This is a genomic window from Micromonospora sp. NPDC050980 (assembly GCF_040653835.1).
GTDB lineage: Bacteria > Actinomycetota > Actinomycetes > Mycobacteriales > Micromonosporaceae > Micromonospora.
In genome coordinates this window covers 22,824-42,324 of sequence record NZ_JBFAGS010000015.1, presented here as the reverse complement: position 1 = coordinate 42,324, position 19,501 = coordinate 22,824, and the positions used below count along the sequence as shown (strand labels likewise).

20 protein-coding genes are annotated in these 19,501 nt (G+C 73.3%); 19 read left to right on the top strand and 1 reads right to left on the bottom strand.

The annotated features are described in order from the left end of the window. The first annotated feature begins 32 nt into the window (after nucleotides 1–32). The 10 genes from AB0H28_RS21515 (at nucleotide 33) to pheT (ending at nucleotide 8,365) form a co-directional block, all read left to right on the top strand. A complete protein-coding gene (locus AB0H28_RS21515; RefSeq protein ID WP_216642383.1) occupies nucleotides 33–314 on the top strand; it encodes a phosphoribosyl-ATP diphosphatase in 282 nt (93 codons plus the stop codon). A 42-nt stretch (nucleotides 315–356) separates the two neighbouring features. Beyond that, nucleotides 357–1,202 (top strand): ATP phosphoribosyltransferase, encoded by an 846-nt coding sequence (gene hisG, locus AB0H28_RS21510; RefSeq protein ID WP_358042846.1) that lies wholly within the window; start codon nucleotides 357–359, stop codon nucleotides 1,200–1,202. After that, a complete protein-coding gene (locus tag AB0H28_RS21505) occupies nucleotides 1,199–1,510 on the top strand; it encodes a DMT family transporter (protein ID WP_358042843.1) in 312 nt (103 codons plus the stop codon). Before hisG ends, AB0H28_RS21505 begins: the two co-directional genes overlap by 4 nt. Continuing rightward, nucleotides 1,507–1,980, top strand: coding sequence for a PH domain-containing protein (locus tag AB0H28_RS21500; protein WP_358042840.1), 474 nt, complete (start codon nucleotides 1,507–1,509; stop codon nucleotides 1,978–1,980). The genes AB0H28_RS21505 and AB0H28_RS21500 overlap by 4 nt, the downstream gene beginning before the upstream one ends. A gap of 325 nt (nucleotides 1,981–2,305) precedes the next feature. Beyond that, nucleotides 2,306–2,956: a translation initiation factor IF-3 gene (gene infC / locus AB0H28_RS21495; protein ID WP_358042837.1), complete on the top strand. Its 651-nt coding sequence runs from the start codon at nucleotides 2,306–2,308 to the stop codon at nucleotides 2,954–2,956. 18 nt (nucleotides 2,957–2,974) lie between these two features. Then, nucleotides 2,975–3,169: a 50S ribosomal protein L35 gene (gene rpmI, locus AB0H28_RS21490; protein WP_358042834.1), complete on the top strand. Its 195-nt coding sequence runs from the start codon at nucleotides 2,975–2,977 to the stop codon at nucleotides 3,167–3,169. A 32-nt stretch (nucleotides 3,170–3,201) separates the two neighbouring features. Continuing rightward, nucleotides 3,202–3,594 carry a 50S ribosomal protein L20 gene (rplT, locus tag AB0H28_RS21485; RefSeq protein WP_030335718.1) on the top strand — a complete coding sequence of 131 codons (393 nt, stop codon included), beginning with the start codon at nucleotides 3,202–3,204 and terminating at the stop codon, nucleotides 3,592–3,594. Between the two features lie 31 nt (nucleotides 3,595–3,625). Then, nucleotides 3,626–4,507: an RNA methyltransferase gene (locus AB0H28_RS21480; protein ID WP_358042830.1), complete on the top strand. Its 882-nt coding sequence runs from the start codon at nucleotides 3,626–3,628 to the stop codon at nucleotides 4,505–4,507. Between the two features lie 174 nt (nucleotides 4,508–4,681). Next, nucleotides 4,682–5,755 carry a phenylalanine--tRNA ligase subunit alpha gene (pheS, locus tag AB0H28_RS21475; protein WP_358042827.1) on the top strand — a complete coding sequence of 358 codons (1,074 nt, stop codon included), beginning with the start codon at nucleotides 4,682–4,684 and terminating at the stop codon, nucleotides 5,753–5,755. A gap of 27 nt (nucleotides 5,756–5,782) precedes the next feature. Next, nucleotides 5,783–8,365 carry a phenylalanine--tRNA ligase subunit beta gene (gene pheT, locus AB0H28_RS21470; protein ID WP_358042824.1) on the top strand — a complete coding sequence of 861 codons (2,583 nt, stop codon included), beginning with the start codon at nucleotides 5,783–5,785 and terminating at the stop codon, nucleotides 8,363–8,365. Nucleotides 8,366–8,483: 118 nt separating this feature from the next. Here pheT and AB0H28_RS21465 read toward each other — a convergent pair whose 3' ends face one another. Continuing rightward, complete coding sequence (locus AB0H28_RS21465) at nucleotides 8,484–9,368, bottom strand: Crp/Fnr family transcriptional regulator (RefSeq protein ID WP_358042822.1); 885 nt, start codon at nucleotides 9,366–9,368, stop codon at nucleotides 8,484–8,486. A gap of 172 nt (nucleotides 9,369–9,540) precedes the next feature. Here AB0H28_RS21465 and AB0H28_RS21460 point away from each other — a divergent pair, with 172 nt between their 5' ends. From AB0H28_RS21460 to AB0H28_RS21420, 9 genes are all read left to right on the top strand, one after another. Then, nucleotides 9,541–10,359, top strand: a complete 819-nt coding sequence (locus AB0H28_RS21460; protein WP_358042819.1) for a hypothetical protein — start codon at nucleotides 9,541–9,543, stop codon at nucleotides 10,357–10,359. After that, nucleotides 10,356–12,587, top strand: coding sequence for a hypothetical protein (locus AB0H28_RS21455; protein WP_358042817.1), 2,232 nt, complete (start codon nucleotides 10,356–10,358; stop codon nucleotides 12,585–12,587). The genes AB0H28_RS21460 and AB0H28_RS21455 overlap by 4 nt, the downstream gene beginning before the upstream one ends. Next, nucleotides 12,584–13,414: a hypothetical protein gene (locus AB0H28_RS21450; protein ID WP_358042815.1), complete on the top strand. Its 831-nt coding sequence runs from the start codon at nucleotides 12,584–12,586 to the stop codon at nucleotides 13,412–13,414. Before AB0H28_RS21455 ends, AB0H28_RS21450 begins: the two co-directional genes overlap by 4 nt. 253 nt (nucleotides 13,415–13,667) lie before the next feature. Further along, the gene (gene argC, locus AB0H28_RS21445) at nucleotides 13,668–14,669 is read left to right on the top strand and encodes an N-acetyl-gamma-glutamyl-phosphate reductase (protein ID WP_358042811.1); all 1,002 of its coding nucleotides are present in this window, start codon (nucleotides 13,668–13,670) and stop codon (nucleotides 14,667–14,669) included. Continuing rightward, nucleotides 14,666–15,838: a bifunctional glutamate N-acetyltransferase/amino-acid acetyltransferase ArgJ gene (argJ, locus tag AB0H28_RS21440; protein ID WP_358042808.1), complete on the top strand. Its 1,173-nt coding sequence runs from the start codon at nucleotides 14,666–14,668 to the stop codon at nucleotides 15,836–15,838. The genes argC and argJ overlap by 4 nt, the downstream gene beginning before the upstream one ends. After that, nucleotides 15,835–16,722: an acetylglutamate kinase gene (argB, locus tag AB0H28_RS21435; RefSeq protein WP_358042805.1), complete on the top strand. Its 888-nt coding sequence runs from the start codon at nucleotides 15,835–15,837 to the stop codon at nucleotides 16,720–16,722. The genes argJ and argB overlap by 4 nt, the downstream gene beginning before the upstream one ends. Beyond that, complete coding sequence (locus tag AB0H28_RS21430) at nucleotides 16,719–18,011, top strand: acetylornithine transaminase (RefSeq protein ID WP_358042802.1); 1,293 nt, start codon at nucleotides 16,719–16,721, stop codon at nucleotides 18,009–18,011. Before argB ends, AB0H28_RS21430 begins: the two co-directional genes overlap by 4 nt. Next, on the top strand, nucleotides 18,008–18,934 hold the full coding sequence (argF, locus tag AB0H28_RS21425; RefSeq protein WP_358042799.1) for an ornithine carbamoyltransferase: 927 nt from the start codon (nucleotides 18,008–18,010) through the stop codon (nucleotides 18,932–18,934). Before AB0H28_RS21430 ends, argF begins: the two co-directional genes overlap by 4 nt. After that, nucleotides 18,931–19,446 (top strand): arginine repressor, encoded by a 516-nt coding sequence (locus AB0H28_RS21420; RefSeq protein ID WP_358042796.1) that lies wholly within the window; start codon nucleotides 18,931–18,933, stop codon nucleotides 19,444–19,446. The genes argF and AB0H28_RS21420 overlap by 4 nt, the downstream gene beginning before the upstream one ends. Nucleotides 19,447–19,501 lie beyond the last annotated feature (55 nt).

The following is a 19,501-nucleotide window of genomic DNA, read 5'->3' as shown; positions in this document are numbered from 1 at the left end:
CCCGACCCGGCACGACCACCCGGCCGGGGCGGCTGGAAGAATCGCCTTCCGTGAAGACGTTCGAGGAGTTGTTCGCCGAGCTGCAGGCCAAGGCCGCCGCCGGCACCCCGGGCTCGGGCACCGTCGACGCGCTCGCCAAGGGCGTGCACTTCATCGGCAAGAAGGTCGTCGAGGAGGCGGCCGAGTCGTGGATGGCGGCCGAGCACGAGGGCCCGGAACGGGCCGCGGAGGAGATCTCCCAGCTGCTCTACCAGGCGCAGGTGCTGATGCTGGCCACCGGTCTCGACCTGAAGGACGTCTACCGACATCTGTGAGTGCCGTCCGCTGATCAGCCGATCGAACGAAGGAGCACTCCCATGCTGCGTGTCGCCGTACCCAACAAGGGCGCCCTGGCCGAGAAGGCCGCCGGGATGCTGCGCGAGGCGGGCTACCGCCAGCGCACCGACCCGAAGGACCTGGTCTGTCGGGACGAGCCCAACGACATCGAGTTCTTCTACCTGCGCCCCAAGGACATCGCCACCTACGTCGGCTCCGGTGACCTGGATGTCGGCATCACCGGGCGGGACCTGCTGATCGACTCCGGCGCGCCGGCCGAGGAGGTGGTGGACCTCAACTTCGCGCGGGCCACCTTCCGGTTCGCCGCCCGCCCGGACGACGTCGCCTCGGTCCAGCAGCTCGGTGGGCACCGGATCGCCACCTCGTACCCGGGTCTGGTCGAGCGGCACCTGGCCGAGTTGGACGTCAAGGCCGAGGTGATCCGGCTCGACGGCGCGGTGGAGAACGCGATCCGGCTCGGCGTGGCCGACGTGGTCGCCGACGTGGTGGAGACCGGCGCCACGCTGCGCCAGGCCGGGCTGGTGGTCTTCGGCGAGCCGCTGCTGCGCTCCTCGGCGGTGCTGGTCCGGCGGGCCGGCGCGCCCGGCGGTGCTCAGCAGGGGCAGTTGGAACGCCGGCTGCACGGCGTGCTGGTCGCCCGCCGCTACGTGATGCTCGCCTACGACGTGCCGGCCGGGCTGCTCGACCGGGCCAGCTCGCTCACCCCGGGCATCGAGTCGCCCACGGTGTCGCCGCTGCACCGGGAGGGCTGGGTCGCGGTGCAGGCCATGGTGCTCCGCGACGACGTGCACCGGATCATGGACGAGTTGTACGAGTTGGGCGCCCGGGCGATCCTGGTCACCAACATCCACGCCTGCCGGCTGTGAGGCCGCTGCCGCTCCCGGCCGCGCTGGCGGTCGTCGTCCTGGGCGGCGTGGCCTCCGCCGCCCAGGGCGTGGTCAACGCCGAGTTGGGGGAGCGGACCGGTGATCCGGTGCTCGGTGCGGTGGTCGACAACCTGGGCGGCTGCCTGATCGTGCTGGCCGGGCTGGCCGTGGTCCCGGCGATGCGGGCCGGGCTGGCCGGGCTGCGCCGGGCACTGCTGGCGGTGCTGGTGGCCGGGGGTCGGCGGCGGGTGCCGGCCCGGGTGGCGGTCGACCGTGAGCGGGAACCGGATGGCAGACTGGTCGGGTGAGCGATTCCGTGGTGACCGTGCGGCCCCGCCGCATCCGGGTGGTCTGCTGGGCGTCGGCGATCACGCTGGTGGTGGTCTTCAGTCTCGTCGCGACCTCGCTGACCGGCGCCACCGGCGACGGCTACGGCTCGTTCCAGCGCGGCGACCAGTTCGCCATGGTCGGGCTGGGCGTGTTCGGCGCGCTCGGGTTCCTGCTGTTCACCCGCCCGCGGGTGGTCGCCGACGCGAAGGGCGTGCGGGTGCGCAACGTGATCGGCTCCTACGAGCTGCCCTGGGAGGTGATCCGCGGCGTCCGGTTCGACCGCGGCGCCCCGTGGGCCAGCCTGGAGCTGCACGACGACGACCTGCTGCCGATGGTGGCGTTGCAGGCGGCCGACAAGGAGAGCGCGGTCGAGGCGGTCCGCGCCCTGCGCCGCCTGCACCAGGCGCACCTGGCCGCGCTCGCGGCCGGCCACCCCGCGCCGCGCTGACCTGCGGACCCGGTTTGGGGTGGCCTGGACCGAGGGTGTAGTGTTGCGGAGTCGACCAGACTGCCCCCGTCCCTGACGAGCGGGCGGTCGTGAAGCGGAGCGCCCGCTCCCACCCGAGTCGCCGTCGAGGTGTCCGGGTCCGGTCCCCGGTTTCGGGCCCGTCCCGAGCCCGGATGCGCGATCCTGTGATCGTGCCGACCGGTCGAGTGGGCCCTGGCATACGCCGGGGCCTTCTGCTTTCCGGGTCGGTTCCCACCCGGGAGCCCGCGGAGTCGGCACCGTAGGACACTCGACTCGAGGAGGCCACATCAGCGTCGAACCACGCGTGAACGAGCAGATCCGGGCACGTGAGGTCCGACTGGTCGGCCCTGAGGGTGAGCAGGTGGGCATCGTCCCGCTGGAGCGCGCCCTGCAGCTGGCCGCGGACGTCGACCTGGACCTGGTCGAGGTTGCGCCGATGGCGCGCCCGCCGGTGTGCAAGCTCATGGACTTCGGCAAGTTCAAGTACGAGAGCGCACTCAAGGCGCGCGAAGCGCGGCGTAACCAGCAGCAGACCGTCATCAAGGAGATGAAGCTCCGGCCGAAAATCGACCCGCACGACTACGAGACCAAGAAGGGTCACGTGGTGCGGTTCCTCAAGGCGGGCGACAAGGTCAAGGTGACGATCATGTTCCGCGGTCGCGAGCAGAGCCGCCCGGAGCTGGGCTACCGGCTCCTGCGCCGGCTCGAGTCCGAGATCACGGACCTGGGATACGTCGAGGCCGCGCCGAAGCAAGACGGCCGAAACATGATCATGGTTCTCGCTCCGCACCGGGCCGTCAAGGCCTCCGCGGTCGCCGCCACGGCGTCGCGCGGTGGTCCTCGGGACCGCGCCGCGGAGGAGTCCGGAGCCCCGGCGGGTGGCGGGGCCCCGGCGGCCGCCGAGACCGCAGCAGCCGGTGAGACCGGCCCGACCGCTGACACCAGCGGCCAGTAACAGGGAGAGACGTTCCACATGCCGAAGATGAAGCGCCACACGGGTATGGGCAAGCGGGTCAAGGTGACCGGCAAGGGCAAGATCGTTGCCCAGCAGGCCGGCCTCCGGCACAACCTGGAGAAGAAGCCCTCCACCCAGACCCGCCGGCTGACCGGCACGGTCGAGCTGGCCAAGGCCGACACCAAGCGCATCAAGAAGCTGCTCGGCCGCTGACGCGAGCCACCTGAACCGAAGAAGGAGTTGAGATGGCACGCGTCAAGCGGGCTGTGAACGCCCAGAAGAAGCGTCGTACCCTGCTGGAGACCGCGAGCGGCTACCGCGGTCAGCGCTCCCGGCTCTACCGCAAGGCCAAGGAGCAGGTGCTGCACTCGATGCAGTACGCCTACCGGGACCGTCGCGACCGCAAGGGCGACTTCCGGCAGCTCTGGATCCAGCGGATCAACGCCGGGGCCCGGGCCAACGGCATGACCTACAACCGGCTGATCCAGGGCCTGCGCCTGGCCGGCATCGAGGTCGACCGCAAGATCCTGGCCGACCTGGCCGTCAACGACGCCGCCGCGTTCGCGGCGATCGTCGAGCTGGCCCGCGCCGCCGTGGCGGCCGAGGGCACCGGTGGCGCCGCGGCCCAGGCCGCCTGACCCCACCGTACGGCAGATCGAGGCGTCTCCCATGCAGTCACCGTCGCAGGGGAGGCGCCTCGCTGCCGTCGCCGGCCCGTTAACCCCGCGTACCCCCAGGGTCGCGGCGGCCCGCCGGCTGCACCGCCGGCGCGACCGGGAGCAGGCCGGCCGGTTCCTGGCCGAGGGACCGCAGGCCGTCCGTGAGGCGCTCGCCCGCGACGGTTCGGTGGTCGAGCTGTTCGGCACCCCGGCCGCCCTGGACCGGTACGCGGACCTCGCCGCCACCGCCGCCCGCGCCGACGTGCCGGTCTCCGAGATAACCGACGACGCCCTGGCGGCGCTCACCGAGACCGTCGCCCCGCAGGGCCTGGTGGCGGTCTGCCGGCACCTCGACGTGCCCCTGGAGCAGGCCCTGGCGCGCGGGCCGCGCCTGGTCGCCGTGCTCGCCGGGATCCGCGACCCGGGCAACGCCGGGACCGTGCTGCGCACCGCCGACGCGGCCGGCGCGGGCGTGGTGGTCTTCGCCGGCGAAGCCGTCGACCCCTTCAACGGCAAGTGCGTGCGCGCCTCCGCCGGCAGCCTGTTCCACGTCGACGTGGTCCGCGCCGACGATCCGGTCCGGGTCGTCGAGGCGCTGCGGGCCGTCGGACTCACGGTCCTGGCCACCACCGGGTACGGCGACAGCGACCTGGACGACCTCGCCGACGCCGGCCGGCTCGCCGCCCCCACCGCCTGGCTGTTCGGTGCGGAGGCGCACGGCCTGCCCGAGGAGTTGACCGCCGCCGCCGACGCCCGGGTCCGGGTGCCGCTGCACGGACGCGCGGAGAGCCTGAACCTGGCTGCGGCGGCGGCCGTCTGCCTGTATTCTTCCGCGAGAGCACTGCGTGCCCCCGGGGGCACGCGAGGCACAGCAGAAGGGTCCGCCTCGTGATGAACGCGCCACGGCGTTCGTTTAGCCAGCCCGCCGGTGTCGGCGGGCGGCGGGCCTGACCCTTCCCTCCTGCACGACTCACACCGGCGGGCTGCGGCGAAGCCGCGCGTCCGTAGACTCGCCTGGCCGCCCTGTGGAAGGGCCGGTGCCGCCGTGAGGGAGTGCCCGTTCGCCATGAGCTACCGCAACGATCCGTACGACCCGAAGCCTGTCGCCCTGCTCGACCCGGACGCCCTGGCCGGGGCCGTGGCCGACGCCGAGAAGGCGTTCGCCGCCGCCGCCGACCCGGACGCGCTGACCGCGCTGCGCCCGGCGCACCTGGGGGACCGGTCCCCCGTGTCGCTGGCCCGCCGGGAGATCGGCGCGTTGCCGCCGGCCGCGAAGTCCGACGCCGGCAAGCGGGTCAACGAGGCTCGCCGCGCCGTCGAGTCCGCGTACGCCGCCCGGCAGGAGATCCTCGACCGCGAGCAGGCCGAGCGGGTGCTGGTCGAGGAGCGGGTCGACGTCACCCTGCCGTACGACCGCCGCCCGCGCGGCGCCCGCCACCCGCTGACCGTGCTGATGGAGCAGGTCAGCGACCTGTTCATCGGCATGGGTTACGAGGTGGCCGAGGGCCCCGAGGTCGAGCTGGAGTGGACCAACTTCGACGCGCTCAACATCCCGGCCGACCACCCGGCGCGGGGCCTGATGGACACGTTCCACATCGCATCCGCCGACGGCTCAGCGGGGTCGGGCCTCGTTCTCCGGACCCACACCTCGCCGGTGCAGGCGCGCACCATGCTCAGCCGCAAGCCGCCGATCTACGTGGTGGTGCCCGGCCGGGTCTACCGCACCGACGAGCTGGACGCCACCCACGCGCCGGTCTTCCACCAGGTCGAGGGCCTGGTGGTGGACAAAGGCATCACGATGGCGCACCTGCGTGGCACGCTCGACCACTTCGCCCGGGCCATGTTCGGCGAGGGCGCGAAGACGCGCTGGCGACCGCACTACTTTCCGTTCACCGAGCCGTCGGCCGAGTTCGACGTCTGGTTCCCCGAGCACCGGGACGGGCCGCAGTGGGTCGAGTGGGGCGGCTGCGGCATGGTCAACCCGCGGGTGCTGCGCGCCTGCGGCATCGACCCGGAGGCCTACTCCGGATTCGCGTTCGGGATGGGCATCGACCGGACCGTGATGGTCCGGCACGGGGTCAGCGACATGCGGGACATGGCCGAGGGCGACGTGCGGTTCACCCGTGCGTTCGGCGCCTGAGCTACGGGAGACGGTGGTCTAACAGTCATGCGAGTTTCTGTCAGTTGGTTGCGGGAGTACGTGGATCTTCCCGCCGACCTGCCCACCGGCGACCTGGAGCAGGCGCTGGTCGACCTCGGCATCGAGGTCGAGTCGATCGTGGACCTGCGGGAGACCGTCAGCGGTCCGCTGGTCGTGGGCGAGGTCCTCCAGATCGAGGAGCTGACCGGGTTCAAGAAGCCGATCCGCTTCTGCCGGGTGGACGTGGGCGCCGCGAACGGCACCGGCGAGCCGCAGGAGATCGTCTGCGGCGCGCGCAACTTCGCCCCGGGCGACAAGGTGGTGGTGATCCTGCCGGGCGGCGTGCTGCCGGGCAACTTCGCGATCGGCGCGCGCAAGACGTACGGGCGCAACTCGCACGGGATGATCTGCTCGGCGCAGGAACTGGGTCTGGGCGACGACCACTCGGGCATCATCGTGCTGCCCGCCGAGGTCAAGGCCCAGCCTGGCGACGACGCGCGACCGGTCGTCGGCCTCGACGACGTCGTGGTCGAGATGGAGATCACCCCGGACCGGGGCTACGCGCTCAGCGTCCGGGGCGTCGCCCGCGAGCTGTCGCACGCGCTCGGGGTGCCGTTCCGCGACCCGGCCGACGCGCCGGCCACCGGCGGGACGGCTGAGCCGGCGTACCCGGTCGAGGTCCGCGACACGGCCGGCTGCGACCGGTTCGCCGCCCGGATGGTGCGCGGCGTCGACCCGACCGTGGAGACGCCCGGCTGGATGCGGCAGCGGCTCACCGCGGCCGGCGTGCGCAGCATCTCGCTGCCGGTCGACATCACCAACTACCTGATGCTCGAACTCGGCCAGCCGATGCACGCCTTCGACGCCGACCGGATCGCCGGGCCGCTTGTGGTGCGCCGCGCCGAACCGGGGGAGAAGCTGACCACCCTGGACGGGGTGAGCCGTGCTCTCGCACCGGAGGACATGGTCATCTGCGACGCTGGGCTGCCCAACGCCCTCGCGAGCGAGGACGCCGGCGTCCCGATCTCGCTGGCCGCGGTGATGGGCGGCGAGACCAGCGAAGTGCTCGCCTCCACCACCGACGTGCTGTTCGAGGCCGCGCACTGGGACCCGGCCATGGTCGGCCGTACCGCCCGGCGGCACAAGCTGTTCAGCGAGGCCGCGAAGCGCTGGGAGCGGGGCGTCGACCCGGCGCTGCCGCTCGTCGCGCTGGAGAAGGCGGTCCGGCTGCTCACCGACCTGGCCGGTGGCACGGCCGGCGCGGAGGTGCTCGACCTCGACCACGTCCGCCCGCCGGCACCTGTCACGCTGCCGGTGGACCTGCCGTCGCGCCGGATCGGCGTGTCCTACCCGGCCGACCGGGTGGTGCAGTTGCTGGAACAGGTCGGGTGCGGGGTCACCCGGGGCGGCGACCGGCTCGGCGAGGACCCGGGCGCGGCCGGGGTGGCCGCCGGCGGCGCCGGCGAGGTGCTGACCGTGACGCCGCCGAGCTGGCGGCCCGACCTGACCGACCCGGCCGACCTGGTGGAGGAGGTGGTCCGCCTCGACGGGTACGACCGGGTGCCGTCGGTGCTGCCCACCGCGCGTCCCGGCCGGGGCCTCACCGCGGCGCAGCAGCGCCGCCGCGCGGTGGCCCGCTCGCTCGCCGAGCGCGGCCTGGTCGAGGTGCTCGCGCAGCCGTTCGTCGCGCCGGAGCTGGCCGACCAGCTCGGCCTGCCGGCCGACGACCCGCGCCGGACGGCGGTGCGGGTGGCCAACCCGCTGTCCGAGGAGGAGCCGCTGCTGCGCACCACGCTGCTCGGCCCGCTGCTCGGCATCGTCCGGCGCAACGTCGGCCGGGGCCAGCGCGACGTGGCGATCTACGAGATCGGCGCGGTCTTCCATCCGCGTCCGGGCGTGGGCGCCCCGCCGGCGATGGGCGTGGACCGCCGGCCCACCGACGAGGAGTTCGCCGCCGCCGACGCGGTGGTGCCGGCGCAGCCCCGGCACGTCGCGGTGGCGCTGTGCGGCGAGATCGAGCCGGCCGGCTGGTGGGGCGCGGGCCGGGCCGCCGGCTGGGCGGACGCGGTCGAGGCGGGCCGGGCGGTGCTCGACGCCGCCGGCATCCCCGCCGACCGGGTCACCGTCCGGGCCGGCGAGCGCGCCCCGTGGCACCCCGGCCGCTGCGCCGAGCTGCTCGTCGACGACGTCGTCGTCGGGCACGCCGGCGAGCTGCACCCGGCGGTGGTGGCCGCGCTGGAGTTGCCCCGGCGGACCAGCGTGATGGAGTTGGACCTGGACGCGCTGCCGGCCGCACCGCTGGCGGCCGGCCCGGCCATCTCCACGTTCCCGCCGGCCCTGATCGACGTGGCGCTCGTCGTCGACGAGGCGGTGCCGGCGGCCGAGGTGCAGGCGGCCCTGGTCGAGGGCGCCGGCGCGCTGCTGGAGGACGTGCGGCTCTTCGACGTCTACGTCTCGGAGCAGCTCGGCGCGGGGCGGAAGTCGCTGGCGTACAAGCTGACGTTCCGCGCTCCGGACCGGACGCTTGCCGGCGAGGAGGCGGTGGCCGCCCGCGACGCCGCGGTGGCGCTCGCCGCGCAGCGCGTCGGCGCCACCCTCCGCGGCGCCTGAGATGTAAGGAGGGGCCCCCGCTTAACGCATTCGGTAGAGGCGGGGGCCCTTCTTAACACCCGGACAACTGCGGTGCAGTGAGGGAGCATCCGCCGGGCCGTCACCGTCGGTCCGGCCGTCACTCCTCGTCCGCGGGCAGTTCGCCGAGTTCCCGCAGGCGTCGCAGGTCCCGCACCGTGATCCGCCGGTAGTCGGTGTCCACGAGGCGGTCGGCGCGCAGTTCGCGCAGCGCCTTCTGAATGGAGGTCTCGGCAGCGCCGCAGATCGTCGCCAGCTCGGGCTGGGTGAGCCGAACGTCGATGACGACTCCGTCCGGGCTCCGACGGCCGTGCGTGCGGCACAACTCGGCGATCACCCTGGCCACTCGGATCTTCACGGCATAAGAGGTGAAATCGATGCGCCGGCGGTTGGACCAGCGGAGCCGATCGGCGACCATCGCCGCGAGTTCGAGCGCGGCGTCTGGATGGTCCCTGAGGAAGTGGGTGAACCGGTCCCTGGTGACGACGCTGTAGCGGGTCGGTCCGCAGGTGGTGACCGTGGCCGAACGTGGCTGGTCGTTGAGGGCGGACATCTCGCCGACCAGGTCGCCGCCAACCCGCAGCGAGAGCAGCGCCGACCGGCCGTCGGGGAGACTCGCCGTCACCTTGGTCAGCCCTTCCTCCAGCAGCACCAGGTGCGACTCCCGAACGCCCTCATGAATGAGGATCTGCCCGGCCGGCACCTGACGCCGCACGCCGAGGTCGAGCACTATCGCGCGGGTATCTGGCCGCAGCCGTTGCAGGAAGGTGCCGTACGGCCACTGCACGTCCGGTGGTGCACCTCGGTGCATCGACAACCTCACTCTCGTCTTCCAGCGAAGGCGGTCGAAGCGTAGCCGAAGCTGAGCGGAGCGCGACGCCCGGCGCAGCAGGGCGATGGCACCGGCGTACAGCGCCACAAGGGCCATTACCTGCGCGGGGTGCCAGCCTGCGGCGAGAAGCAGTTCGCTGAGGACCTCGACCATGTCCCCAGTGCAACGTCAGCCCGGCCGTCGGATCCCGGACGGAGAGGGGAAGACCGGTTCCGGACAGCCTCTGCCGATGCCGTACTTCTACGGGGTAAGGCGGGGATGAGCCCGGTTCGATGTCCCTTGTTGTCCCGTCGATGTCGGCGGGCGGGTGATCTGAAGGGGCGACATGTCGATGCACCATCCCGAGCGACGACTGTTGATCAGTGTGGACATGGAGCGGTACAGCCGCCGCAGCAACCTCCAGCAGTACGAGGCGCAACAGGAGTTCCGGCGGTTGCTGCACGATGCGGCCGTCGCGGTGGGACTGGACCGGTCGGCCTGGCGCACCCAACAGGCCGGTGACGGCGAACTGGCGATCCTGCCTCGTGAAGCGCCAGAGGCACGAGTGATCGGCCGGTTCGTGCCCGAACTCAGCCGGCGGTTGCGGGTCTACAACTCCACTCGGGTGCCAGCGGCGCGGATCCGCCTGCGAATGGCCGTCCACCAGGGAATCGTGCATCTCGACGGCGCGAACGGCTTCCCGGGAACTGCCGTCGTGCGTGTCTGCCGACTCTGTGACGCCGAAGCGGTGAAGCACGCCCTGGCCGCCTTCCCGGGCGCGGGTGTGGCCCTCGTCGTCTCCAGCGACATCTACCAGGACGTCGTCTGCGAGTACCCGGAGGAGTTGCGGCCGGAGCGGTTCCGTCGGGTTCGGGTCAGTCATCCCGCTAAGGACTTCGAGGAGCATGCCTGGCTCCATGTGATCGACGAGGACATGTCGTCGATGCCACCAAAGGGCGGCGAACACACAGCGCCCGCCGGCGCCGCCGAGCGCGCCCCGAGCGGTGCACCGGCTCCGCCCCCGGGCCCGGCCGGATCCGGCGACGCGGGCATTCACATCGGCAGCCTCCAGGTCGACGGACAGAATGCCATCGGCGCGAACGCGACAGCGATCGGATCCGTCGGCCGGGACACCACCATCCGTCGGGACGGTGGTGGCCGGTGACCGCGTTCGTGCCACAGCCGGACGCCGCGCCGGCGCCGGTCGGTCAGGAGACTGCCGAGGAGCTTCCGTTGCCCGTCGCCGCGGATGGTGGGCCCGACGAGGAGCCACCGGATCCGGGGGACGACCAGGGTGGCACGGAGGATGTCGAGGACGATTCCCCGCTCGATCCCGGCGAGGTGCTCGATCGCCTGTCCGCGCTGCTCGGCACCCCGGCCGGCGTCGGGGTCGGGGAGATGCACGTCCGGGGGCAGAACGCCACCGGGGCCGGAGCCACCGCCATCGGCACGGTGAACGTCACCATGGCCGGCACCGGAGGTGGCCGAACCTGGTCCGAGACGTTGAGTGGAACGGTCGTCCGGCAGTCCGCCGACGGCTACGCGCCCGCGCCCAGCGACCAGCAGCTCGACCGACGGCTGAAGCAGGCAGCCCTGGTCTGCCTCTCCGGTCCAGAGGGTACCGGCCGGCACACGGCGGCGCGTCTGGCTGCCGCTCGGCGGCACGGCTACGACCGCGTGGGCCTGGTCAACGTGGAGGGACCCGGGGATCTGATCCAGGCGGCGGGAGCCCTGCGTGCCGGTCACGGCTACGTACTGCCTCTGAGCGATCGGGCGGTCCGGGAACTGGACGGTATGACGTTGGTCGGTGCAGCCACCCGGGTCGCGGCGGCGGGCTGCACGATAGTGCTCGTCGGCGACTTCCGGTCGCGGGTCCGAGAGTTCACCGACCAGCTCGTCGAACACCGCCCCCCGGCTGCGGTGGATGTCTTCCGCGCTCAACTACGCCGGCAGTTGCGCGGCCGGTGCGTCGGTTGGTGCGACATCGGTTGCGTCGGTCGGTGCGTCGACAGCTACGTCGAGGAGGAGTGTGCCGGGCATCCCCTGCTGATCGGTTACCTGGGTGGTGACCCCCGTCCCGGTGAGGTGGTCCGGGTGGTGGAGTCGATCGCGCGAACCCCGGTGAGCGGCCCGGACCTCACCCAGCAGTTGGAGCGCCTGCTGCCCCGGCAGGTGCGTGAACGGGCGGCGCGGATTCTCGACTGCGCTGACGCGGGGCCGGAGCTGTCGGGGAGTTGGCGCGCCGACGAGCGCCGGGCCTTCCGGCTGTCCTGCGCGGTGCTGGCCGGCCAGCCCGTGGTGGCGATCCAGCAGGCGGCGCGGCTGCTGACCGCGCCCGCGTTCGCTGAGCCGCACTCTGCGCCCTTCCCTCGGACCTCGGCCGCGCTCGACGAACTGCTGGGGCCGGAGCTGCGCCAAGCCGTCCGGGTGATCGACGACGACCGGATCGCCGGTGGGCGACGGGTGGAGTTCACTCCCGGCAACGATGCCCTCCGGGCCAGCCTGCTGGAGGCCGCCTGGCAGGACTGGTTCCTACCGGAGCAGCTCCTCGGGTGGTGGATCGAACTGGCACGAGGTGACGTCCCGGGAGTGCGGCAGGCCGCGGCGGGTGCGATCGGCTGGTCGGCGGGGCGTGCCGTGCGGTCCGCGTTGGACACCGTGGACCAGTTGGCCCGGGAGCGTCGCGCGGGCGTACGGCAGGCGGCCGCCATTGCTCTGGTCGCCATGGCGATGCAGGCCCCGCTGCGGCAGCGGATCCGCGCCGAGCTGGACCGCTGGGCTGAGAGCGGTGCCGCGCACCGGCGGGACACCGTGGCCCGGGCGTACGCCCTCGGTTTGGCTCGCCTCTGGCCCGACACGGCGCTGCGTCAGCTGCGGCAGGTGGCCGAGGCTCGCATGCAACGATGGCAGAACTCCGTGGTCCGTGGTCTGGTGGAGGTCTACGACGCCGGCCACGCGCCGGCGGTGATGGTCGCGCTGGCGCAGTGGGCCACCTCAACCGACCCCGAGGTACGCCTGCACGCGGGGCGGGCGTTGCGGACCCTCGCCGACCGGTGGGCACCCGTCCCGCGTGAGCACTGGCCGGAACTGCTGGACCTGGTGCGGGTCGGCACGGTCCGGCTGTCCGATCTGGCCACCTGTTGGGGCGCGGCGCTCAGCCTCCCCGGGACCGCGTTCCGTGCCTGGCGGACGCTCGGGTTCTGGCTCAACCGCGCGGACGGACATCCGGAGGTGGCGGCGTACTGCCTGGAACTGCTCCGGGCGGTCGTGGCCGGCCACGAACCGCTCCGGCGCCGCCTCGACCATCAGCTACGGCACGTCTGGCGGCCCGTGACGCCCCGCAACCCCCTGCTCGACGACATCCGACGACTCACCGACGAGGAACAGCGATGAGCACTCACTCCACGGCCCGTCCGAACACCAGCCCGTCCGGTTCCGCCCACCCGGAGCGCCGCCGCTGGTGGCACGCGATCTTTCCACCCGCCTCCTCGCTGCTGGCCACCGCTCCTCCGGTGCCGACGCCGCCCGTCACCGTGTCGTTCCGTCAGGAGGTGCCGCAGCCCGTCCTGGCGCCGGCGAAGGGCGATGCGTTCGACTTCAGGCTGCACCCTGTGTTCGTCTGGACGGCCCAGCACATGACGTCGGAGCATCTGCGGCTACGGGCCGAGGGCTACCTGCCCTGGGCCGGCGGCATTCTCCGGGAAGAGGCGGTCGGCCTCTCCCGGCAGCATGAGCCCCATCGGTCCCACGAACTGGAGCAGGCGTTGAACGCACGACTCACGGGTCGACGGTGGCCCCGCGAGGGGACGACGCCCTTCTTCACCGTCCAGGTGCGGGTCAGCCCTGACGAACGGGTGCGGGAACGGCTGCGGCCGTACTGGGAGGATCGCATCCGGTTGGAGTGCGACCACGAGCTGCAGAAGATCAGGGCCCGCCAGGCCGACGAACTGACCCGGCGGTGGTGTGAGGTGCTCCAGAACCTGGAGGACGACCCGGTGACGGCGCACGCCGCCCGGCTCACCGGGGAACAGTTCGCCGAGGTGTTCCGCCGCTACGTGGCGGAGCGTCGGGAAACCGTGCCGGAGCTGGTGGAGTTGCTCCGTGAGGCGGTTCGGGGACACAACGACCTGAACATGGGGCCGTCGGAGTACACCCAGGCGTGGGACACCGCCCTGCGTACGTACGAGCAGCAGCACGGGCTTGCCGAGCATCGCCGCTGAGCCCGAGGCGACGACGGCCCTTCCTGACGGGTCCCCGGAAAGGGCCGTCGTCGTCTCAGGCGGTGTGGGACAGGGCGAGCGGCGCCCCGCCCAGCGACGGGGAACGTTCCGTCAGATCTCCCTCCGTACCGGTCAAACATAGTCGACTGACAATGCGTGAAGAGTCGATGCAGTTTCATGCGACATACTGCATGACCTTGCAGTGGTCTAGAGTGGCTGCTAGCCTTCTCTGCATAGTCATGCGGAGGTAGGTATGGGCATTCGAGTAGCTGTCGCCGGGGCGAGCGGGTACGCGGGTGGCGAACTGCTGCGCCTGCTCGCCGCGCACCCCGAGTTCGACCTCGTGGCCGCCACCGCGCACAGCCAGGCCGGCCAGCCCGTCGCCGCCGTACACCCGCAGCTCACCGGCCTGGACCTGGTGCTCGGGGCGACCGAGCCGGCGGCCCTGGCCGACGCGGACCTGATCTTCCTGGCCCTGCCGCACGGCCAGTCGGCGGCCCTCGCCGCGGCCCTGCCCGGCTCCGCTCTGGTGGTGGACCTCGGCGCTGACCACCGGCTGCGCGACGCCGACGCCTGGGCCCGCTACTACGGCGGCACGCACGCCGGTGCCTGGACCTACGGGCTGCCCGAGCTGCCCGGTGCGCGTGGCGCGATCGCGGACGCGCGGCGGGTGGCCAGCACCGGCTGTTACGCGGTCGCGACCACCCTGGCGTTGGCCCCGCTGATCGCCGCCGGCGCGGTACGCCCGGACGACGTGGTGGTGGTCGCCGCCTCCGGCACCTCCGGCGCCGGCCGGGCCGCCAAGGCCCACCTGCTCGGCAGCGAGGTGATGGGTGACCTGTCCCCCTACAAGGTGGGCGCGCACCAGCACGTGCCGGAGATCAAGCAGGCCACCGGCGCGACCGGCCTGTCGTTCACGCCGGTGCTCGCCCCCATGCCGCGGGGGATCCTCGCCACCGTCACCGCGGTGCCGACCCGCGGCGCCGACCCGCGGGCGGTGCTGGCCGCCGCCTACGCCGACGCGCCCTTCGTGCACCTGTTGCCCGAGGGAGCGTGGCCGCACACCGCCGCGACCGCCGGCTCGAACTCCTGCCACCTCCAGGCGACGGCAGACGTCGACTCGGGGCGGGTGATCGTGGTCAGCGCCATCGACAACCTGGGCAAGGGGGCGGCCGGTCAGGCCGTGCAGAACGCCAACCTGATGACGGGTCTCCCGGAGACCACCGGGCTGTCCGTGTTTGGAGTGAACCCGTGAGTGTCACCACCCCCCGCGGCTTCCGCGCCGCCGGGGTCGCCGCCGGTCTCAAGCCCTCCGGCGCCGCCGACGTCGCGCTCGTGGTCAACGACGGCCCGGACGCCGGCGTCGCCGGTGTCTTCACCGCCAACCGGGTGAAGGCCGCCCCGGTGCTCTGGACCCAGCAGGTCGTGCACGGCGGCGTGGTCCGGGCCGTGGTGCTCAACTCCGGCGGCGCGAACGCCTGCACCGGCCCGGCCGGTTTCCAGGACACCCAAGCCACCGCCGAGCACACCGCCGCCGCACTCACCGGCGGCAGCCCTCGGCTGATCGTCGGTGCGGGCGAGGTAGCGGTCTGCTCCACCGGCCTGATCGGGGAGCGGCTGCCGATGCCGAAGCTGCTGCCGGGCGTCCGCGACGCGGTGCGCCGGCTGTCCCGCGACGGCGGGCAGCCGGCCGCCGAGGCGATCATGACCACCGACACCCGGCCGAAGACCACTGTGGCTCGGGGCAGCGGCTGGACGGTCGGCGGGATGGCCAAGGGCGCCGGCATGCTGGCGCCGGCCATGGCCACCATGCTCTGCGTGCTCACCACCGACGCGGTGGCCGGCCCGGACGCACTGGACGCCGCGCTGCGGGCCGCCACCGCGGTCACCTTCGACCGGGTCGACTCCGACGGGTGCATGTCCACGAACGACACCGTGCTGCTGCTGGCCAGCGGCGCCTCCGGCATCGAGCCGACCGGCGCGGAGCTGACCGCCGCGGTCACCGCCGCCTGCCACGACCTGGCCCGGCAGCTCCTGGCCGACGCGGAGGGCGCGACCAAGCAGATCGCCATCGAGGTTCTCGGCGCGGCGAGCGAGGACGACGCGGTCGAGGTGGGCCGCGCGGTGGCCCGCAACAACCTGGTCAAGACCGCGCTGTTCGGCAACGACCCGAACTGGGGCCGGATCCTCGCCGCGGTCGGCACCACTGCCGCCGCGTTCGAGCCGGACGGCGTCGACGTCGCGGTGAACGGCATCTGGGTGTGCCGGGCCGGCGCCGCCGCCGAGGACCGCGCCAAGGTGGACCTCACCGGGCGGGACGTCACCATCCGGATCGACCTGCACGCCGGCGGCGACGCCGCCACCATCTGGACCAACGACCTGTCGCACGCCTACGTGCACGAGAACTCGGCGTACTCCACATGAATCTCACCGCGGACCTCGCCCGGGCGCAGGCCAAGGCCGCCACCCTGATCGAGGCGCTGCCCTGGCTGGCCCGTTTCGCCGGCGCCACGGTGGTCGTCAAGTACGGCGGCAACGCGATGGCCGACCCCGAGCTGCGGCGGGCGTTCGCCGCGGACATGGTCTTCCTCCGGTACGCCGGCCTCAAGCCGGTCGTGGTGCACGGCGGCGGCCCGCAGATCTCCGCCATGCTCGGCCGGCTCGGCATCGCCAGCGAGTTCCGTGGCGGCCTGCGGGTCACCACCGCGGAGGCCATGGACGTGGTCCGGATGGTCCTCGTCGGGCAGGTCGGCCGGGAACTGGTCGGCCTGGTCAACGCGCACGGCCCGTTCGCGGTGGGGCTCTCCGGCGAGGACGGCGGGCTGTTCACCGCGGTGCGCCGCCCGGCGTACGTGGACGGGGAGCCGGTCGACGTGGGGCAGGTCGGCGACGTGGAGTCGGTGGACGTCTCCGCGGTCACCGACCTGATCGCGGCCGGCCGGATCCCGGTCATCTCCACCGTCGCGCCGGACGTCGACGGGGTGCTGCACAACCTCAACGCGGACACCGCCGCCGCCGCGCTCGCGGTGGCGCTGGACGCGCGCAAGCTGGTGGTGCTCACCGACGTGCCGGGCCTCTACGCCGACTGGCCGGACACGTCCAGCCTGGTCAGCGAGATCGCCGCGGACGACCTGGCGAAGCTGCTGCCGTCGCTGGAGTCGGGCATGGTCCCGAAGATGGAGGCCTGCCTGCGGGCGGTGCGCGGAGGAGTGCCCGCCGCGCACGTCGTCGACGGCCGGGTCGCCCACTCCACGTTGCTCGAGGTCTTCACCTCGGAAGGGTTCGGAACGATGGTGATCGGTTCATGAGCACGCTGGTGCAGCGGTGGAACGCCGCCATGATGGACAACTACGGCACGCCGCCGCTCGCGCTCGTCGCCGGCTCCGGCGCCGTCGTGGTCGACGAAGCCGGCCGGGAGTACGTCGACCTGCTCGGCGGCATCGCCGTCAACGCGCTCGGGCACGCCCACCCGGCGGTGGTGGCCGCCGTGTCGAAGCAGGTCGCCACGCTCGGGCACGTGTCGAACCTGTTCGTCGCCGAGCCGCCGGTCGCTCTCGCCGAGCTGCTGCTGGCCCTGGCCGGACGGCCCGGCCGGGTCTTCCTCGCCAACTCCGGCGCGGAGGCCAACGAGGCCGCGTTCAAGCTCTCCCGGCTGACCGGGCGCCGGCACGTGGTGGCCACCCACGGCGGCTTCCACGGCCGGACGATGGGCGCGCTGGCGCTCACCGGGCAGCCGGCCAAGGCCGACCCGTTCCGCCCGCTGCCCGGCGACGTCACCCACGTGCCGTACGGCGACGCGGACGCGCTCGCCGACGCGGTCGCCGACGACACCGCCATGGTGATCGTCGAGCCGATCCAGGGCGAGAACGGCGTGGTCGTCCCGCCGCCCGGTTACCTGGCCGCGGCCCGGCGGATCACCGCCGCGCGCGGCGCGCTGCTGGTGCTCGACGAGGTGCAGACCGGCGTCGGGCGGACCGGGCACTGGTTCGCCCACCAGGCCGACGGCGTGGAGCCGGACGTGGTCACGCTCGCCAAGGGGCTCGGCGGCGGCCTGCCGCTGGGCGCCTGCCTGGCCTTCGGCCCGGCCGCCGACCTGCTCACCCCCGGCTCGCACGGCACCACGTTCGGCGGCAACCCGGTGAGCTGCGCCGCCGCGCTCGCGGTGATCGCCACGATCGCCAACGAGGGGTTGCTCGACCACGTCAAGCGCGTCGGCGAGCGGCTGCGGCGCGGCGTGGAGGCGCTCGGGCACCCCCTGGTGCGTCAGGTGCGCGGCGCCGGCCTGCTGCTCGGCGTCGCGCTGGACCGGCCGGTCGCCGGCGCGGTGACGGCCGCGCTGCGTGAGGCGGGTTTCCTGGTCAACCCGGTGCAGCCGGACGTGGTCCGGCTCGCCCCGCCGCTGATCCTCACCCCGGCGCAGGTCGACGCGTTCCTCGCCGCGCTGCCCGCCGCCCTCGACCGCGCGCCCGCCGACGCCGCTGCGTCCGCCGCGCCCCCTGAGCCTGCCGAGCCCGCGGAGGCCGCCGTGCCGACCGAAGCCGCCGCGCCCGCCGCGCCGGCGCCCACCCCCGCGACCCGCACGGAGGCCCCCGCATGATCCGCCACTTCCTGCGCGACGACGACCTCAGCCCCGCCGAGCAGGCCGCCGTGCTGGACCTGGCCGCCCGGATGAAGGCCGACCGGCACGCGCACCAGCCGCTCGCCGGACCGAAATCGGTGGCGGTGCTGTTCGACAAGCAGAGCCTGCGCACCCGGATCTCGTTCGACGCCGGCATCGCCGAGCTGGGCGGGCACCCGCTCGTGGTGGACACCCAGGTGACCCACTTCGGTCGTGGGGAGTCCCTCGGCGACGCCGGGCGGGTGCTGTCCCGTTACGTGGCCGCGATCGTGCTGCGCACCCACGGCGACGACCGGATCGCCGAGGTGGCCGAGCACGCGACCGTCCCGGTGGTCAACGCGCTCACCGACACCTACCACCCCTGCCAGCTGCTGGCCGACCTGCTCACCGTGCGGGAGCGGTTCGGCGTGACCGCCGGGCGGATCCTCACCTACGTCGGTGACGCGGCGAACAACATGGCCCACTCGTACCTGCTGGCCGGCGCGACCGCCGGGATGCATGTCCGGGTCGCCGGCCCGGCCGGCTTCGCCCCGGATCCGGCGATCCTGGCCCGCGCGGCGAAGATCGCCGCCGGCACCGGCGGCTCGGTCGAGGCGCTCACCGACCCGGTCGCGGCGGTACGCGGGGCGCACGTGGTCGCCACCGACACCTGGACGTCGATGGGCCAGGAGGACGACGGGCTGGACCGGATCACCCCGTTCCGCCCCTACCAGGTCGGCGACGCCCTGCTGGCGCACGCCGCGCCCGACGTGATGGTGCTGCACTGCCTGCCGGCCCACCGGGGCGAGGAGATCACCGGCGAGGTGCTCGACGGCCCGCGCAGCGCGGTGTTCGACCAGGCGGAGAATCGTCTGCACGCCCAGAAGGCGCTGCTGACCTTTCTCCTGGAGGCCTCCTCATGACCGCCCCGCTGACCCGCGCCGCGCGGCACGCCCGCATCGTCGAGCTGATCCGCGACACCGCCATCCACTCGCAGACCGAGCTGGCGGACCTGCTCGCCGGCGACGGCATCCAGGTCACCCAGGCCACCCTCTCCCGTGACCTGAAGGAGCTGGGGGCGGTGACCGCGCGCGGCGGCGACGGGCGCGGCGTCTACCTGATCCCCGAGGACGGCCGGCGTCCGCTGCGCGACGCCGAGGGGGCGCCGGCCCGACTGGTCCGGCTGCTGCACGAGCTGCTCAACGGCGTCGACGCCAGCGGCAACATCGCGGTGCTGCGTACCCCGCCGGGCGCAGCGCACTATCTGGCCAGCGCGTTGGACCGGGCGGGCCTGTCCGAGATCGTCGGCACCATCGCCGGCGACGACACCATCCTCGTCGTCGCCCGCGAGGCCGACGGCGGCGCCGCGTTGGGTGACCGGCTCGCCGGGTGGGCCCGCCGGGGCGAGCACGTGGAAGGGAACGCCGCACCATGAGCGATCCGGTCGATGGCGCCGTACGGCACGCCCGGTGGGGAGGGCCGCTGTCATG

Excerpts from the sequence above, each read along its gene's own strand:
- hisG (WP_358042846.1), top strand. The coding sequence starts at position 357 with ATGCTGCGTGTCGCCGTACCCAACAAGGGCGCCCTGGCCGAGAAGGCC.
- rpmI (WP_358042834.1), top strand. The coding sequence starts at position 2,975 with ATGCCGAAGATGAAGCGCCACACGGGTATGGGCAAGCGGGTCAAGGTG.
- rplT (WP_030335718.1), top strand. The coding sequence starts at position 3,202 with ATGGCACGCGTCAAGCGGGCTGTGAACGCCCAGAAGAAGCGTCGTACC.
- AB0H28_RS21480 (WP_358042830.1), top strand. The coding sequence starts at position 3,626 with ATGCAGTCACCGTCGCAGGGGAGGCGCCTCGCTGCCGTCGCCGGCCCG.
- pheS (WP_358042827.1), top strand. The coding sequence starts at position 4,682 with ATGAGCTACCGCAACGATCCGTACGACCCGAAGCCTGTCGCCCTGCTC.
- pheT (WP_358042824.1), top strand. The coding sequence starts at position 5,783 with ATGCGAGTTTCTGTCAGTTGGTTGCGGGAGTACGTGGATCTTCCCGCC.
- AB0H28_RS21465 (WP_358042822.1), bottom strand. The coding sequence starts at position 9,368 with ATGGTCGAGGTCCTCAGCGAACTGCTTCTCGCCGCAGGCTGGCACCCC.
- AB0H28_RS21460 (WP_358042819.1), top strand. The coding sequence starts at position 9,541 with ATGTCGATGCACCATCCCGAGCGACGACTGTTGATCAGTGTGGACATG.
- AB0H28_RS21450 (WP_358042815.1), top strand. The coding sequence starts at position 12,584 with ATGAGCACTCACTCCACGGCCCGTCCGAACACCAGCCCGTCCGGTTCC.
- argC (WP_358042811.1), top strand. The coding sequence starts at position 13,668 with ATGGGCATTCGAGTAGCTGTCGCCGGGGCGAGCGGGTACGCGGGTGGC.
- argB (WP_358042805.1), top strand. The coding sequence starts at position 15,835 with ATGAATCTCACCGCGGACCTCGCCCGGGCGCAGGCCAAGGCCGCCACC.
- AB0H28_RS21430 (WP_358042802.1), top strand. The coding sequence starts at position 16,719 with ATGAGCACGCTGGTGCAGCGGTGGAACGCCGCCATGATGGACAACTAC.
- argF (WP_358042799.1), top strand. The coding sequence starts at position 18,008 with ATGATCCGCCACTTCCTGCGCGACGACGACCTCAGCCCCGCCGAGCAG.
- AB0H28_RS21420 (WP_358042796.1), top strand. The coding sequence starts at position 18,931 with ATGACCGCCCCGCTGACCCGCGCCGCGCGGCACGCCCGCATCGTCGAG.